General features: G+C 53.0%; 12 protein-coding genes. 10 read left to right on the top strand and 2 right to left on the bottom strand.

The window, feature by feature from the left end:
* The first annotated feature begins 4 nt into the window (after positions 1-4).
* The 10 genes from trbF (at position 5) to AACZ64_RS09405 (ending at position 15,664) form a co-directional block, all read left to right on the top strand.
* Complete coding sequence (gene trbF, locus AACZ64_RS09450; protein WP_293614242.1) at positions 5-709, top strand: conjugal transfer protein TrbF; 705 nt, start codon at positions 5-7, stop codon at positions 707-709.
* Positions 706-1,701 carry a P-type conjugative transfer protein TrbG gene (gene trbG / locus AACZ64_RS09445; RefSeq protein WP_339639926.1) on the top strand — a complete coding sequence of 332 codons (996 nt, stop codon included), beginning with the start codon at positions 706-708 and terminating at the stop codon, positions 1,699-1,701. Before trbF ends, trbG begins: the two co-directional genes overlap by 4 nt.
* A gap of 2 nt (positions 1,702-1,703) precedes the next feature.
* The gene (locus tag AACZ64_RS09440; RefSeq protein WP_339639925.1) at positions 1,704-2,990 is read left to right on the top strand and encodes a TrbI/VirB10 family protein; all 1,287 of its coding nucleotides are present in this window, start codon (positions 1,704-1,706) and stop codon (positions 2,988-2,990) included.
* Complete coding sequence (locus tag AACZ64_RS09435; protein WP_293614244.1) at positions 2,987-3,256, top strand: DUF2274 domain-containing protein; 270 nt, start codon at positions 2,987-2,989, stop codon at positions 3,254-3,256. The genes AACZ64_RS09440 and AACZ64_RS09435 overlap by 4 nt, the downstream gene beginning before the upstream one ends.
* A 149-nt stretch (positions 3,257-3,405) precedes the next feature.
* On the top strand, positions 3,406-3,726 hold the full coding sequence (locus AACZ64_RS09430) for a helix-turn-helix transcriptional regulator (RefSeq protein WP_293614245.1): 321 nt from the start codon (positions 3,406-3,408) through the stop codon (positions 3,724-3,726).
* An 86-nt stretch (positions 3,727-3,812) separates the two neighbouring features.
* Entirely contained in the window at positions 3,813-5,546 is a 1,734-nt protein-coding gene (locus AACZ64_RS09425; RefSeq protein ID WP_293614246.1) for an N-6 DNA methylase, read from the top strand.
* Positions 5,547-5,583: 37 nt separating this feature from the next.
* Complete coding sequence (locus AACZ64_RS09420) at positions 5,584-8,397, top strand: hypothetical protein (RefSeq protein ID WP_293614247.1); 2,814 nt, start codon at positions 5,584-5,586, stop codon at positions 8,395-8,397.
* A complete protein-coding gene (locus tag AACZ64_RS09415; protein WP_293614248.1) occupies positions 8,394-12,599 on the top strand; it encodes a DEAD/DEAH box helicase in 4,206 nt (1,401 codons plus the stop codon). Before AACZ64_RS09420 ends, AACZ64_RS09415 begins: the two co-directional genes overlap by 4 nt.
* Before the next feature lies 1 nt (position 12,600).
* Positions 12,601-14,826: a hypothetical protein gene (locus AACZ64_RS09410; RefSeq protein WP_293614249.1), complete on the top strand. Its 2,226-nt coding sequence runs from the start codon at positions 12,601-12,603 to the stop codon at positions 14,824-14,826.
* Entirely contained in the window at positions 14,816-15,664 is an 849-nt protein-coding gene (locus tag AACZ64_RS09405) for a phospholipase D-like domain-containing protein (protein ID WP_293614250.1), read from the top strand. Before AACZ64_RS09410 ends, AACZ64_RS09405 begins: the two co-directional genes overlap by 11 nt.
* A gap of 299 nt (positions 15,665-15,963) precedes the next feature.
* Here AACZ64_RS09405 and AACZ64_RS09400 read toward each other — a convergent pair whose 3' ends face one another.
* Positions 15,964-16,995 carry a nucleotidyl transferase AbiEii/AbiGii toxin family protein gene (locus AACZ64_RS09400; protein WP_293614251.1) on the bottom strand — a complete coding sequence of 344 codons (1,032 nt, stop codon included), beginning with the start codon at positions 16,993-16,995 and terminating at the stop codon, positions 15,964-15,966.
* On the bottom strand, positions 16,988-17,584 hold the full coding sequence (locus AACZ64_RS09395; protein WP_293614252.1) for a DUF6088 family protein: 597 nt from the start codon (positions 17,582-17,584) through the stop codon (positions 16,988-16,990). Before AACZ64_RS09395 ends, AACZ64_RS09400 begins: the two co-directional genes overlap by 8 nt.
* Positions 17,585-17,606 lie beyond the last annotated feature (22 nt).

Here is a 17,606-nt window from a genome sequence, read left to right as displayed (position 1 = left end):
TTTCATGCGATTCAAGCGACCCCATGCGCGCTATGCCGAATCCCCCGAGCCAGCCACACCCTATCAGGCGGCTGCCCAGGCCTGGGACGAGCGCATAGGCTCGGCCCGGGTGCAGGCGAAGAACTGGCGGCTGATGGCCTTTGGCTGCCTGGCGCTGGCCCTGCTGATGGCCGGCGGACTGGTGTGGCGTTCGGCCCAGTCCATTGTCACGCCCTATGTCGTTGAGGTCGACACGGGCGGCCAGGTGCGGGCTGTGGGGGAGGCGACCACACCCTACCGGCCCAACGATGCGCAGATCGCCCATCACCTGGCCCGTTTTATAACCCTGGTGCGCTCGCTCTCCATCGATCCGGTGGTGGTGCGCCAGAACTGGCTGGACGCCTACAACTACACCACCGATCGCGGGGCGGCGGTGCTTAACGACTACGCTCGCAGCAATGATCCCTTTGCCCGTATCGGCCAAGAATCGGTGACGGTGCAGATCAACAGCGTAGTGCGCGCCAGCGACAGCTCCTTTCAGGTGCGCTGGAGCGAGCACCGGTTTGTGAACGGCGCGGCGGCCGGTATTGAGCGCTGGACGGCAGTGGTGTCCGTCGTGCTGCAAACCCCGCGCACCGAGCAGCGGCTGCGCCGCAACCCATTGGGCATCTACGTCAATGGCCTGTCGTGGAGCCGGGAACTGGAGGCCACTGAAGGAAAGATGCCATGAGCAATCCATTGAATAGGTGTACAGGAGTCCTGGTGCTGGCGGGGTCGTTTGCACTGGTCGGCTGTGCCACGCCGCAAAAACCGCCACAAATTACCCTGGACGAACCGGTCGCGGCAACCCTGTTGCCGGAGCCCGACAGAACAATAGAAGTGGTCGAAGTGCCAAAACCCCTGCCATTGCCGGGGCAACTGATGCCATTACCCACGGAAGAAGCGGATGCTGAGGAAGTCGTGCCCGAAGGCCCACAGGTACAGATAACCCAGGCTAACGAGGAGGCGCGTGTGGCACCGACGCGGGAAGGCTATGTCAATGCCGTACAGGTCTGGCCCTTTGCCGACGGTGCGCTGTACCAGGTCTATGCCAGCCCGGAGCGAGTGACCGTCATTGCCCTGCAGCCCGGCGAGGAACTGGTGACGGTCGCCGCTGGCGATACCGTGCGCTGGATCGTGGGGGATACGTCCAGTGGCACCGGAGCCGAGCAGCGGGTCAATGTGTTGGTCAAACCCATCCGCGTGGACATCCGGACCAACCTGGTGATCACCACCAATCGCCGTACCTATCTGATGGAGTTGATCTCGACCGAGCGCACCTGGATGGCCTCGGTCTCCTGGGACTACCCGAGGGATCGTATGCTGGCCTTGCAACGTCGCTCACAGGCGGCCGAGGTGGCCGCGCCGATTGACCGGGGTTTGTCCTTGGAAAATTTGCGATTCCGCTATGCCCTGACTGGCGACCAGCCGTCATGGCGACCGCTGAGAGCCTTCGATGATGGTGGGAAGGTCTATATCCAGTTCCCAGCCGGGATCGCCCAGGGTGAACTGCCGCCGCTGTTTGTGATCGGCCCGCAGGGCGATGGGCAGTTGGTTAACTACCGTTTTCGCTCGCCCTACTACATCGTGGACCGGCTTTTCGGTGCCGCCGAACTTCGCCTGGGTGGCGAGGAAGGGGAGGTGGTACGCATTGAGCGAACCGATGGGGTACGGAGGGAGTGAGCATGGACGATGACAGCACTCCGAATCAGTCACAGCGAGAACCATCGCCGAAATTGGCACCGGAACAGGTGGCGCTGCGTGCCCAGCCGCGGCCGGTCACGCGACTGAACCGGCGAATGCTGGCGGTCATCTCCGGTGGTGTCGCTACCGCCGTGTTGGGTGCCCTTTTCTGGTCGCTGCGGGTGCCCGAGCGGGACGATCTGAATGGCGCGGACGAATTGTACAACGTCGAGCGCGTCGCTCATTCCGAAGGACTGGCCCGTTTGCCAGCGGACTATTCGCAACTGCCGCCTGAAGTGCCTCGTCTGGGTAAGCCGCTGCCGGGTGACCTGGGTGAGCCAATTCTGAAGGCGGAGCGGCAGGCCATGGGTTATCGGGACGGCCAGGACTCGGCGGAAGCCGACCGACTGGCACGCCTCAAGGAAGCGGAAGAGGCCGCAGCCTCTGCCGTATTCTTCGGGTCGATTCGACCACGGTCTTCTACCATAGCTTCTGTTGCAGGTGGAGGAGAGGGGTTGCCGATAAATCAGGGCCTGGGCGCCCTCGATTCTTTGGCGATGTTGCAGGGCGCGCCTCCCGGAGAGACCGACCCCATTGCCCTGCAGAACCGCCAGGAACAGAAGGAAGCCTTTCTCAGTAACTTCTCATTTACAGAAACCCGTAATTCCGGGGATCTGCAAACGCCTGTGTCCCCTTATCAAGTAATGGCCGGCACGGTGATTGCCGGTGCCCTGGTCACCGGCATCAACTCCGACCTGCCGGGCGATGTGATCGCCACCGTTACGGAGCCGGTCTATGACACCGCCACCGGCCGCCATGTACTGATCCCTCAAGGTTCGCGCATCCTGGGACGTTACAACAGCCAGGTGAGCTACGGGCAGACCCGGGTGCAGGTGGTTTGGCAGCGGGTCATCCTACCGGACACCTCCTCGTTCCAACTCGACAACCTCGCCGGTACCGACCCCGCTGGCTACACGGGTCTGGAGGACGGCGTCGACTGGCACTGGGACCGCCTGTTCGCAGGTGCCGCCCTGACCACCCTGCTCGGTGTGGGCGCCGAACTGGCCGCGCCAGAGAATCGCCAGGACGGCGACCGCGTCATCATCGCCGGGCGGGACAGCGCGCAGGACAGCATCAACCAGGTCGGCCAGGAGGTCACCCGCCGCAACCTTAATATTCAGCCCACCTTGACCAGCCGCCCAGGTTTGCCGGTGCGCCTGATCGTTAACCGCGACCTGGTGTTGCGGCCATACCAACCACTGATCTACCAGCGGGTGACTACGCCATGACCACCAACAAGCTGCGACTGGGACCGCTACCCAAGACCGAAACCGTCAAACTGACCTTTGCCTGCCCGGCGACCCTGAAGGCGGATCTGGAGCGCTATGCCGAGCTGCACGCCCAGACCTACGGCGAGCCGGTGGATGCGGTGACGTTGATACCGCATATGCTGGAGGCGTTTATGGCGCGGGATCGCGGGTTTCGGCGGGGTAGGAGGAAGGACGCTCGCTCAACTCCCATCAAGACGGCAGGCCTGCCGGTAGATCGGCCATAGGGAAAATCATGTCCGAAATTCCGCTCGTCGCGCGGAGATTTGTGCACAAAATGACTTATCAGAGCTTGGTGAACGTGCAAGTTCAAGCGAATACATGGTTAAATGAATGCTATAGTCTGTAGCCCTATAGGGCGCAATCGGATACTAGCATGGCGTCATACGGAAACCGAGATAATGCAACGGAGAACTCATTAGGCAAGGCGTTAAAGACAATCAGGAAAGCGCGCGGCCTAAGCCAGGAAGCGTTCTCCAAGGTGTCCAGTCGTACCTATTTGAGTTCTCTGGAGCGAGGCTTGAAGAATCCAACACTGAGCAAGATCGACGAACTCTGCCAGGTGATGGAGGTACATCCCCTGACATTGTTGGCATTGGCTTATGCCGGTAGGCGGGAGTTAGATGGAGCCGATGAAGTTTTAAAGAAAGCAGGACAAGAGTTACGGAATGTATTGAATGAGACAGATATTGTTTGAGCTTCTCGTTGTAGTACAGGAATTTTCTGACAGCACCGGGCGAAGCTGATATGGAATCTATAATAATCGACTGGACGCACTAATCTATGGCTGTACCTAATAAGACCCGTTTCCAGCGATTTGTTCGTTTACTAAATCACACCATGTGTGAACGTCAAGTTACAGCTGAAGCCTTAATCGGAGCAGCATTGTCGCGCTGGTGCAAACTGTCATTCCAAGGATTGCCTCGGTCAGGATTGCCAGCCCCTCTCGTTTTGCAGAACGATGCCACAGTAGTCGATTTTGTTGAGTTCATCAAATCGTATGACTTGTCAGAAGCAACATATTGGTTGGCGTCTGCTTATGCTCAACTGGTTGGACATATGCATCGCAAACAATTAGCAATGTTCTTTACTCCTCCTTCGCTTACCAAACGTCTGTTAGACGATTTGGAGGCTGATGGGGTCGATTTTACTGTTAATAGTTTCTGTGACCCTGCTTGCGGCGGAGCCGCTTTCCTGACTCCAATCGCCATGCGAATGCAAGATATGCTGCGAGCTAAAGGGGCAAGCCCGAAGCAAATTCTTAGGCATGTTCAAAAGCATTTATACGGAACCGATAAAGACAACATCTTATGCCGGCTCTCAAGACATTTTCTGCTCATGGTTTTGCATGAGGAAGTGATTACCTCTGGATTTATCCCAAAATTTCAGATTGCATGCGCCGATTCACTACTCCAAATGTCGCACTTGGAGGGGAAGTTGGACGTTGTTGTCTGCAATCCGCCGTTTCGTAAAATGAAATCTGAAGAAGTGAAGATGTATATCGATGGGTATTCGAAGATCGTCGAAGCTCAGCCAAACCTCTATGCGCTTTTTATGGCGCTTTGCGTAAATCTGCTCGCACCTCAAGGCAGATGTGCTCTGGTGACGCCCACGAGTTTTTTGTCGGGACAATATTTTTCAAAGTTGCGCACTTATCTCATATCCCATACTAAATTGCTTAGTATCGGCATGGTGAGTGATCGTTTGGGCGTTTTCATAGACGTTGAGCAGGAAACCGCTCTTACTCTTATGCAGCGCCAAGAAGGAGGAAATACCGTTGATGGAGTTGCGAGGGTATGTGTCGTATCTCGAGATGGGAAGTATGTGAATGTTGGGAAATGCTCGCTACCAAACTCTGGTTCGGCATGGCCCATTCCTCGGTCTGAAAGTGATACTGAACTATTACGTCGAGCGACGAAGTCCAAGTTTACCATTGTTGATTATGGCTATAAGGCTCGGATTGGAGCATTTGTATGGAACCGTGACCAGCGTCCTACCTATTTATCGGCAAAGAATGTTGCTAAGGCAAAAGCTATTTCAGCTATTCCACTCCTCTGGTCCAGTGACATAGCTTCTGATGGACGTTTGCGGTTCGATGGGTCCCCTAAGCTCAACAAGGAACCTTGCTTTGTGGACCTAGGCTCGAAGTCACACCAATCAATAGTTCGACACCCTAGCGTCATCTTGCAACGTGTAACCTCGAATGATCAGTCGAGGCGCTTAATTGCAGCAACTGTTCCGGATGAAATTCTAGAGACTTACGGTGGATTTGTTGGTGAAAACCATACGGTCATCCTAGAACAAACTGTGCCAGAGCCAGCATTGGCACCTGCGCAATTGTCCCTTTTGCTAGGTTTATCAATAATCGATAGGTGTTTTAGGTGTATATCTGGAGCAACGAATGTGTCTATTTTTGAGCTTAAGCAGTTACCTCTGCCAAACCCCGATAAGTTGAAAAAACTTTTATCGGAGGGGCGTGATTTCGAAGAAGCAGCACAGAGTGCTTTTGGAAATTAGTCACTCATAAGCTACTCCCTATATCAGGACAAGTCCTATGGCGCGTAAAGACAAGTTCAAAGATCTAAAGGAGGCGGAGAAGCAGCGGCAAGAGGCGAAACAAAACGCGCTGAATTTACTCGCCAGAAAGAAGCAGCGCAATCCTGATCTTGTGTCAAAAACGATAGGCCCATCTCGTAAGAATAAGGAAAAGCAGGAGGGCAAAGAAAAACAGAAGCCGAAACCTTTACCTCCGATTATTCGACGAGTCCAGAGTTCGTTGATAGATTTATTTCGAGACGAAGATGAATTCCCGAGTACCCCATCCAGCACATTAGTTGAATTGGCAGATTTGTATCTATATGCAGCCGAATATCGCTCACGACACATTGCGCTTGTATGGCCGGCTACGTTGAAGACATTAACATTAGTGCATGCGTTGGCGACTCTGGCACGTTGGCAAGAAGGAGATAAACAAGGCATCAGAGGGGTTCTTTTTCCAGTAAAGACGAATGTGTTCTATCCCCTTAATCATATTCATTTCGATCGAACTGCAGTACTAGATATAGCAAATAGACTGGCCGAGGTGTCCCCCAACAGTTTAGTTAAACGCTCTTTTCCTGATAAAGATGCTTACTTCTACTCCTTCAGTGACGCCAGTTTACCAAATGCTGAGGGGAAGCATTTCAATCCAACCATAGGAGAGTTATTGCCTAGCTTTCTTGCTACACCTGAGTTTGAAAAATGGGAACCCTGCACTGACAAGCTGCTTGCGCTTATACGTACTAAGTTGGTGAAGCGAGCACATGCTAAGTCCTTGAAGGAGTTGCAGTGCAAAGTCATAGGGGCCCCGAGGTCGGCTCCAGATGCTTTATTCGCGCTCGATGGCCGAATGTCGGATGAGGAGTTGAATAAGGCGCTCAAAGAACTTGCTGGTCTCTCTCCACCTGAGGTGGTGCTAATTTCTGCTACACGTGCTGTTCGATTGGAGGCTCCCGGTTGGAAGGGGAGAATTGCACGTTTCTGCATGGCGCTAGAAGAAGTTTTTTATGAAAAACCTCCCGGTGTGATTGTTGTCACGGATGAGCCTCATTCGGCATATAAGCTGAAGGATGAACTCTGGAAACGTAACAATAAGCGTGAGCCAGATCTACGTTGGAAAACACCTCAGCATTTTAAGATTGATGGTTTCCCAAGTACTGTCGGAGCTGAAGGGCTATTGTCTAAAGGGGTATACGAATGCCTGCATCCCGTTCCAAAGGAGTTCGAAGTCTATATTGTCGATTCGGATGTCGCTAAAGTTGCCAATAAATTGACGCGGATTGCTAGAGGTACTCCTGGGGGGAGAGAAGGAGCCAAACCCCTAGTGGATGCAGCGGCGTATGTATCACGTATTGCTGCTCTTCCATGCGGTATAAAGCACTTATCCGAATACTTATCAGGGCCTGATGTAGCTGCGCACACCCGAGTAGCTTTTGATTGGCTTACTCAAATTAGTGTGCTAAACCAATTTGATCGTGACGTGGGAGTTGGAGAAAGCCGTTCCGCATTGATGGAATGTATAGATAAAGGCTCTGAGCTGTTCGCCAGCTATCAAGAAGCAACTCCTTTTGCTCACAAATTGGCTGAGATCGTAGCAAATGCAATTAAAGGAAAAAAGCACGAGGTCACCGTCGTGTTTACCAGTGCCCTTTATCGTAGATTGGCGGAGCGCTTTCTAGCGGAGTACCGTCAATATCCAGGGGGTATCTTATTCGATGCCTTCAGAGACCGCGTTCATCTTATTTCAGCTACACATTTTGAAGAACATCTGGGACAGAGTGAGAGGTCTACACTTGTCTTTGCAGGTCTGAATGAAGTTTGTCTGAGATTAGTTCTTACCGATGATCGAGTGCCTGCACACTCAGTGATTCTCCTCACACAACGAGCAGGTCAGTTTTTGCGTGCCTCTCTAAAACCCATTATTGAAAATTTCTCAGAATTTAGATCTTTTAAGCCGCGAATTGAATCAATTCTTCGTCAATTAAAGGACCTTCCGAACGATGCATCAGTTTTGTCTACCAGTGACTATACTTTGCCTACCTTTCGTGTAGATCTTTCCGGGGAGGTATCCGCTGAATACAAGGGTATCGATCCTGATGCATGGATCATTCGACTGGATAATGGCACTACTCAGTATCGACGAGAAAGCTCTGAGGTCTACGTTTACGATCCTACATCATTGCACTCATCAGACCGGGGATTCAGAGTCTGCCAAATCAAGTCATTAGAAGTGGGTGACAAGCTGTTTGTTATGTCGGCTGAACTGCGTGAAATGGTTGAGCAAGTGCTACGTGAGGCTGGTGTTCCTATTCATACAGATAAGACATTTGAAGAGGCATTGCGCAGCTATCATGAACAAGTACAAAAGCGCTTCACTGAAAAATTCTCGGAAGGTACGCTTGCCGATAACGCCAGGGAGCTGCGTAAGCGAATCCTCGATACTGATCCTAGGTTGGAAACTGATTTACCGAAGGAGGCGTCAATACGACAGTGGATAGATCTGGGTGAATCGCCAAATACTCCTTTCGAGGAGCTTCGACCACAAGCCCCACGAAGTGAAGCAGCCTTCAAAGCATTTGCAGATATTTTAGGGTTTTCTCCCTTGGAAGCAGCATATCAATGGCAGCGCGTTATCATGGCTGTTCGAAACTCACGCCGACTGGATGGTCGACATATCTCAGATATCTACGCTTATATGCTATTGCAGCCCGAGTCAGTCATGACCAACTCCAATATCAAACGACAGACACTTACACTATTGTTCGATCACGCTCGTGAGAGCGTGGCAACCATCGAATGGATTAGCTCTGTCAAGGAGCAGAATATATGAATCAATCTGTAGTCCGAGATGACCCCGCCAAGATTTCATCCACCTTGAAGGAAGCAGTGGTTGATAGCATTCTTAACCTGACTTATGCGCAACTGAGCGGCCAGGGCTCCACGGGGCAGTATTTGTTCGGAGCCCGCCCAAGGGCGCTCTTGAATTCTGGTTTTCTCTTGCCGCAACGTAACCCGTCTGGCGACGACGAGGTGACTTCACCTATCTGGGTTTCATCACACGGGCTGCAGATGCAGCTAAATGCGACATCTCCTTCGGTGATAACAATTCAGCCGCAGCTTTCATTGTATGTGCGTGTCTTACCGCATGAAAAGGATCTCAAGCGCCCCAACTGCAGGCCAGTCTTCATGTTGCGACAAGCTGTGATTGATGAACTCAAAGCCGAGCGTAACAAACGTTTGGATGAAGAGTGGGAGAAGGCCAAAGGCACATACACTTCCAAGTGGAAGCATCCGGGCTGGCTCGAAATTCGCAAAAAGGTTGTTGATGAAGTATATGCTGCCAAGGGTATCCCAAGGCATTTGCTGACCTCTGACTTACCACAGGAAGCTACTGAAACTGAAGCAGGTGGCGATACTGGAGGAGACGAGTCAGGTGATACGCTGAAAGAAGCATTTCCCGTTACCGCGCCTGGAACGCCTCCAATCAAGGATGAACATTTTGAACCCCTAGCAGTTCCTCACAAGTGGATGCGTTTGGAGGTTGACCTCCCTGCGCTTGAACTGGATACCTCTAGATCCAGTGTTCAACTTCAACGCGACGCCGATGAGCATGCTGGGCGTATGAACGATGCCATCGTCAAACGGTTGGATGAATGGGTTCATAGCGATGATCCAGAGACAGGAGGAAAGGAGTGGGGATATCGTCGCCAGCTCACCATTCCAGCTAGCCAGTACACCAATTGGCTAGACTTCCTCGACAGAGTCCGAAAGTCTGACTTACCAATAGCTATTCCAAATATTCAGCTTAATTGGGATATTCAATTTAGTACTGATTGGCTTGATAGTTCGAGGTGCAACTTGTTTGTAGCACTGGAGAATGTTAGCCAGGCTCCTCGCCAGCATGTCGACGAGACCGAAGAAGCTGTCTTTCTCGTATCACTGCGCTCTCAGTTGCCATCGGCGGATCACCACTCGCTAAGGCTGGAGCGCATCAAGCCTTCATACCGATTCAACAAATACCTTAACTATCCGGCAATGGGACATAACTGTGGGGTTGTTCGCGTAGAATCAGAGCCTGAACTTTCAGTGTTAGAAACCACTTGGACTCCACGCTACATACAGCCACGTATCGTGCCGACCAGTGCCAATGGAGTAAAACGGAAAGTGCGCCTGCTTGCGAAGCCTGAAGGCCTAAAAGGAATAGAGCCGCTCGTGCCAGCCATGCAGGCATGGATGGATACGTTACCTGGTGAGGTGAATCCTAAAGAAGGACTTGATTCATCTGATAGCGAAGGCATCGCACGAGAGACGGAGGCTTTACGGTCGGATATTGTCAAGTGGGCAGCAGAAATGAACTCGATCGCGGCTGGGCTTGAATGCTTACGAGAGTCCAAGTCGGTATGGCAAGAACGAGGGCAACAATCGAATCCAAAAGCTATCGTCTACGAAGCTTGGCTTGCAATGAACGAAGCGATGGCTGACTTCATGCAATCGCGATTCAAGCACGACAATAATGAGTGGCGCCTTTTCCAGCTGGCCTTCATCATTGCTAATATCCCAGCGCTGGCCTCCCGTATCAAAGAGTTTAGCCATTTCTACGACGAGCGTCGCGATGACGCTGTTACCCTCCTGTACTTTGCCACGGGTGGAGGTAAGTCTGAGGCATTTTTCGGCTTGCTCGTCTTTAACCTGATGCTCGACAGGCTACGCGGGAAGCAACGCGGTGTTACCGCATTGATTCGTTATCCATTGCGGTTGCTCACGATTCAGCAGGCACAACGTTGTGCTCGTGTGCTCGCTTGGGCTGAACGTGTGCGCCGACGGTATGAATACTCTGGTGATAGGTTGTCCATCGGTTTTTGGGTAGGGAGTGGAGGTTCGCCGAACCGCCACAATACAAAAGGCGTCAAAAGCATCCCTCAAGTCACAACTACGCCGCCAGGGTTGACGGATGAGGAGGGACTTCGGGAGGACGACGCGAAGTACTCCGCCGCACTGCGCGCTTGGAGAAAGCTGCCCAAGTGCCCGTTTTGCCAGGAAGAAACTGCGCTCCGTCTGTTTGTTGAGCACGGTGACCAGACGCTTGGGCACGTCTGTACCGATATTCAGTGCGATTCTAATCAGGGGCAATGGCAGCCGCTGCCGTTCTACATCGTTGATGAAGACATCTATGATCTAGCGCCATCCGTACTGCTCGGTACGGTCGATAAACTGGCACTTATTGGACATTCCAGTCGGACCATTCGACGCATTTATGGCATGTTCGGAGCCGCGCCATGGTTCAAACCTGCCAATGGGCGTCTCTATATCCCTGACAATAAGGAGCTTGCCCTGGGGCCAGAAACCAAAGGTATGGAGGGTGTGTATCCCGCTTATAAATCGGGGCAGAGGATATTTCATGACCCTTTTCCCAGTCTTACTATTCAGGATGAGGCGCACCTACTTGATGAGTCATTGGGTACTTTCGCGGGGCTATTCGAGTCGACGCTAGATGCTGTTTTCGAATACCTAGGCAAGCCGCTGAGTGAGTTTGTTGCAGTTGATCCTCAAGGGCGACGTCGACGAGCCAAGATTATCGCTGCATCAGCGACGGTTTCAGATCCGGAGCGGCAGCTAGAGCACTTGTACCAACGTTCAATTCCAGCCACGCAGTTTCCTGAGCCAGGGCCTTCGCTATACGGGTCTTTTTACGCAGAGCCTGCGGAGGCTGCCGTCGAAGAAGTTGCTCGGCGAGCCAATCCAAATATCGAAGTTGCCAGCCAACAAGCTCGTGTGTATACGGCGTTCATGACTAATGGTAAGCCTCACACCTCGACAAGTGTGGCGGTTCTTTCAGGCTTCCACTTGATCATCACGCGTCTGTTCGACAGCCTTGTGAGTGGCGATGACCATCAGCTCAGGTTAGTGCAACAGCAACTGGCCGATCACGTATCGCCGGGGCCAATTCAAGGACTACACAAGGAAGTTCTGTTGGCGGCAAGTGCTTCGGAACTCGTAACACTCGTCGATTTGCATCGTATCGCACTGACTTATGTAACTAATAAAAAGGGTGGCGATCAGATTATGGCCGCCGAGGCAGAGGAGACACGTAAGCGTCATCTCAACGAAGGCATCGAACTGGCTGGGATCGACACAAGACTCATTACAGGCTCAGTGGAGCAGGGTGAAATTCAGGCAGTGGTGGACACAGCTCAGCTGCGCGTGGATCCGGGGCAGCCTCTTTCGCCTATCCGCGAGCAATTACGCTCCGTCATCGCCACATCTGCCATCTCGCATGGTGTTGATGTCGATGAGTTCAACTCAATGTTTTTCGCCGGTATGCCCTCAGATATCGCTGAATACATCCAAGCCTCGTCACGTGTCGGGCGTATGCATATCGGCTTCGTTGTATTGCTGCCAACGCCACAACGCCGTCGCGACCGTCATATTGTCCATGTCTTTGATATCTTCCATCGTTTTCTTGAGCGTATGGTTCAGCCCGCGGCTATTGATCGCTGGGCAGAACGTGCCATTGAACGTGTGTTTCCGAGCCTTTTTCAGGCATATATGCTTGGAGTATTGCCAAGTCACGAATTGCTACGTCTTCCGGAGAATGAAAAGAATAAGACACCGGACTTCACCATCATTCCGAATGTGCGAAGAGAGCTCTCCAGAAGAGGAGACGCTCTCATTGACGAAATCAACCGATTTATCGAACTTGCGGTAGGTCTGCGAGGTGGTTTCGCTCCCGAAGGAGAAGATCACTATCGTCAACGAATCGACCAGCGTACGCGGAGCCTTATCGTGGATACATGGAGCAGCCCGCTCTGGGGTAGTGGCACGATGGACGGCTATTTCAAGAGTCAGACAGATTTGTTATTAAAGCCGATGACGTCGCTACGAGATGTCGATCAAGGAGGCATCATTCAAGTTTCATCCCGCGACGGGGGAGGGCGTAAGCAGTTGTCAGGCGAAGTTCAGATGGTGATGGACTTGATTCGTCACGGTGTCGCTAACAACGATGGCACGGATAACTCACAGGCAGGAGACTGATATGGCGACAAGAAGAACATTTCTCGCATCGGAGGATGACGAGAAGGCACTTAGCGCTCCTACGATGGCTCGTTCGCGCAACCAGCTGGGGTCCGCGTACGCGCCTGGGGCGTTCTTTACCTTCGAAGGGGGGCTTGGCGCATGTATATCAATTCCCGACCTCTCGGCATCCGTCGACGATGCGCCGATCAGACCTGAGACCAAGGCGCAAATCATTCTTCGCCTGCAGGAGGTCTGGCAGAGCTGGTTCGCTCGCGCCTACTCAATGAGTACCTCTGATCGACAAATCGATCCGCATCAATGCCTCGATGAGGCGCTTCTCAGTGGTACTTCTGTGGTGCCGCTTGCTGGTGATCGTCTAGCATTCCTAAGTCCGCTTCGGATGGGCTATGCTCCTGCTCCGCTGACCTTTGTGTGTAACAAGTGTCATCTGTTTAAGAGATTCGAGTCGGCCTCTGATCTGTCCAAAAACATAGGTTCTCTCCGCAATACTCAATGCACTGCAGCGGGAGCAACCGGTCCATGCCAATGGCGCCAGCTTGACGTAATTTTTGTGCACTGGTCAGGTGAATGGATGCCCGCTACCCCTGGGCGCTGGGAGTGGAACAATCGCACCGACGACGCGTGGTTGTATGGAGAGGAATGCACGGTATGTGGGGGTAAAGCCTTTAAACTTAATACCGATTCACCAAGAATTGGTCAGTGGCACTTCTACTGTGCTAATCCGACTTGCGGGCATAAGGGTAGCAACGAATGGCGCCAGAATGACCGATTCACTACAGGAGTCTTCCGCGATCGTGCTGGTGCGCGAATCGGAGAGCGCCGCATGGAACCAATCTCCTACCGCGCGTCATCAGCATATTATCCCCAAGCCGAGCAGTTTGTGCTCTTTCCTGAGACGGAGCACCAACTCATAACTCTTCTTGAGCCACAGATGCATGCTGAGTTGGCTGCCTTTATTGCGACCAAGTTTCACTTTGGTGGCGCGGAGCTTACGCCCGACGAGATGAAGGAGGCTCTACTGGCGGCAGGCAAGGCTAGCGAGTGGGAGTCCTACGAAACTATCGACCGCATGCGAAGAGACGCTGAAGCCAGGGGTGATACTGAAGTGCTCAATCTCATGAATGGTGAGCTCCGAAAGCTGGTTACTCGCTGGACTACAAGCGACCCACCATTAGTGCGACCCAGCGTCGATTTGCCTTCTGCCGTGATGGTGCAACTGGCGAATCGCAGTGAATATACTAGTCGGTTCGATCCGTTTGTCTTGGCTGTGGAACATGAAGCACTTAATCGGGGAAAACTTTCGGCTGCACCCGATGGGGGGCGATCTCCGTTTGTGCGCTTTAATCATCTCGATAACGACTTGGCGCCGAAGGATGCAACTGTCAAGCATGCCCAGGAAGCGGAGACACAACACCTGATGGATAAGCTCGGGTTGGACGACCTCGGACTGATTCGCGAATTTGACTTGTGTCGTTTCACGCACGGTTACACGAGGGTGTCGACAACGCCCACCTTTGAAAAACGTGGGCAGAATATGCCGGTTCGGTTACGACTATTTGAGCCTCTACGCAATGGACAGCGGCCGATTTACGTTGTGACCCAGGCCAATGAGGCTCTGTACGTCCGGCTGGACCCTAAAGTCGTATACACGTGGTTACAGGCAGTTGGTGTGCACGATCTGCCAGAGTGGGACGGTGACGAGTCGCTACTGTTGGGTGGACGACTGTTACAAGTGGCGCAGCCATTCGGACGGTACTTCTCCTTGCTCAGAGAGGATGATGCATCGACCTATCGATATGTTTACACGTTGTTGCATACATATGCACACGTGCTTATGAAGAATGTCGCGGAGCTGTCTGGACTGGACCTAGGCTCGATGGGTGAATACATTTTCCCGTTGGATCTGGCATTTGTCGTATACCGGAATGGTACGACGATGGACCTTGGAAACCTGTCCTCTCTGTGGCGTAACGAGAACAACCGTTTTCTGTCGCGGTTGCTTGAGACTTCTACACACCGCTGCAACTCTGGAAGACTTTGCGATGGTGCTGGTGGAGCATGCCCGGACTGCATAATGATTCCCGAGACCTCGTGTGTTGCGCAGAACCAGCTATTGTCACGCGCCGTGCTCAAAGGCGGACCAGCACCACGGGAAGATGCAACCCACAAGGGACAGCGGATCCGAGGTTTTCTAGAAGTAGTCAACGAAGATTATGAAAACTGATCTGCTAGCCGCCTTCGATGCTCTTGCTCCTCTGTGCGAGGTGGGGGCTCCACTCTGTGAGATGGCTAGTGTTGATGCACTTGATATGCCGTTAGAACTGAGGGCTATCTGTACGCGCATCGGTTTACCACACGCTCGTGCAGGCGATGTTGAACGCGCTCTGATAGCTGGGCAGGCGGTAGGAATATTTTCAAAAGCGACAGAACTAACGTGGCGCGTGCATGAGAAATCTCTAGCTTCGCAGATTGCTCCACTATTGCGTGGCGCGTATCTCTACCGTAGCAGGGTTCATTGCGACGAAGACCGGGTCGATGTGGTGCTAACAAAGCCACCGGCACCAAGTCAGGTATCTGTTCAGCTTGAGGGCATGCTCTCAGGAAGTTGGGGGCTAAGGGATACAAAGCAATTGCTACCTGCTATAGCTGAGTCTGCACACTCGTCTTTTGTTGTCATGACTCCATATCTTGATGATGTTGGAGCTGTAATCGTGCTCAACCTATTCGAACGAGCCAATGTGTCGGACATGTGTCTCATCCTACGAGCGACCTCAGAAGGCCATGCTCCGCCAGGTCTTACTGGCGTACAAGATGCGTTGCATGACCTGGGTGTCACAGTGTTAAACTTTCGTCTTGAGCGGCCAGGCGCTTTGGGTAATGAAACGTTTCATGCAAAGGTGGTACTTGCAGACAACGTATCGGCTTATGTGGGGTCATCCAACATGCACAGATGGTCATTCGAATATTCGCTCGAGCTTGGTTTACATGTACGTGGCGGCGCAGCGAAACGCATTGCCGATATACTTCAGTCTGTTAGGGTAGTCTCGAGCGTGATGCCGTAATGTCAGCGGCTATACGGGAAAAGTACTCGTCTGAGGTATGGATTTTAGTAGAAGCACCTTTGTTTGAAGTAGGACCGTGACGGTATTTTTCCGACGGTAAAGCCGATAGTCAGCCATTTTTAAATCCTTTACCTTCAATGGGTTAGACCCCTCGTTGATGATTGAGTGGGCCATGTCTATCGGCAAGTCGTTTTTATACCAGTATCTAGGTTGGCCGCGTTTCCGGTTATGACATTTGACTTCCCGTTGCGCGCATAGGCTGGGTCGTCGATATCGATAGCTCACGGCGCCCCCAATCTCTACTTTGTACCTGTTGTGGATTCGTTGATGGCTTTTTCGATGGCGGCACAGGCCTCCAGCAGTGCATCAAATGGCAGTGCTTCTCCAACCATGACGTCGTCAGCCATCATGGCTTCATAATCCTTGGCAAGTGCGGTTTTCGCATCGCCGTCTGGAACAATTTTCAGCCTTCCCGTTGTCGCGGCGATATAGTCAATGACTTCGCCTTCTGTGTCTTTTTCGATGAAGAAGTGCGCCTTGTGCTGCGCGACAGTTGACGCGACAGTGTGGTCTGATATGACCGTAGTGTAATGGTGGCTTCGACTGATCGCAGCCAGATCGTGCCAATGTCGAGCATACCGCTCTCCACGAAGACGGCCCTGGGCGCAGAACACGTGGGCAGCCGTCGCTTTTTCCCAGAACGTTCTGGCCAGGCTCATGACCTGTGGTGATGCACTGGGGAATTCGATCTCAGCCAAGTGCTCGGCAATGTCGCATTCTACGGAGTGTATTTCGTGCGGTTCACCGGTTGCCCTACCGCCGAATTCCAGTGTGACAACCGGGGCAATATACCCTGTGCCCTTGGTGAGGGCGGGGTAGCGGAGCATCAGTTTGTCGTTATCCTTGCCGCCCTGCTCAAGTTGCGCTTGGAGTCCCTCTTTGGCCAGTGCGGCTTCTATGACAGGTTGAATATGTGTCGTGATCCAATCGGGTAGACGATGACGCACAGCTTTCGTCCACTTGCCGGCCTGGCTGCGACTGCGAGGTAGCTCACCGCTTTCACCTGTCAGGTCGGGAATCAATTTGCGGATGTCGTAAGTCAGGTCGATGTCTTCTGAAAAGCGGTCAATGACCTTGTAGGCCTTGGAGAGGGATGTGCCACCCTTGAAGGTTAGGTCAGCGCCTATTGCCGCGTCGAATAGTGTGCGAAGTGTCCATACCACCCAGATATCCTTTTCTAATAGATGGGCAGGGCGCCCGGTTTCCGCTCGCGCGTATTCAATCGCCTCTCTTTGGTCTTTCTGGCTAAGCTCAAAAAAACTTTCAGGCATGTGCCGCTTCCTTCCCAATTGCCTGTGCCATCCAGGAAGGCAGGGCAGCACGAGCCGAGGCCAGTGCCTTCCATTCAGCCGGGGGAAGGGTGCGATGCAGCGATGCCAGGGATGTATCGGCGTGTGCCGATCCGATCCAGGCCAGTGCTCTCACGGCTTCGCCGGCAGGCCGGGTTCCCAGGACCAGCATCCAGCGCGGGGCGTGTTTGACCAAAATTTCCCCCTTGCCCAGCTTGAGTTTTCGAGTGCGGCCGGAGGTCAGGTAAACCTCTTTGATGGGTACCTGTTGGGTCAGACCCAGGGCGTTGGCTGAATTGGCGCCGTGTCGAACGACGATTTCCCCACTTCGCTTCGCCAGCGAGCTTATGACTTTTTCAGGGGAGGGCGCGCGCGATCCAAACCTGCTGGATACCGGGGCAACGTAGGTGCCACGCGCCACGCGCATCAGTTTGCCTTCCTTGGTCAGCCGTGAGAACGCCTGATCGACGGCGGCCCGGCTTCCCAGGTGCAAGAATTCTTTGGGCGACAGCACACCACCCTCGGGGAGGGAGCGGGCACGTCGAAGGATGGTTTCTGGCAAAGTCTTCATTGGTGGCGCCTCTACATGATGT

The sequence above is a fragment of the uncultured Porticoccus sp. genome (genome assembly GCF_963975625.1).
Lineage (GTDB): Bacteria > Pseudomonadota > Gammaproteobacteria > Pseudomonadales > Porticoccaceae > Porticoccus.
The sequence above is the reverse complement of the archived record's forward strand: the minus strand, read 5'-3'. Positions and strand labels throughout refer to the sequence as shown.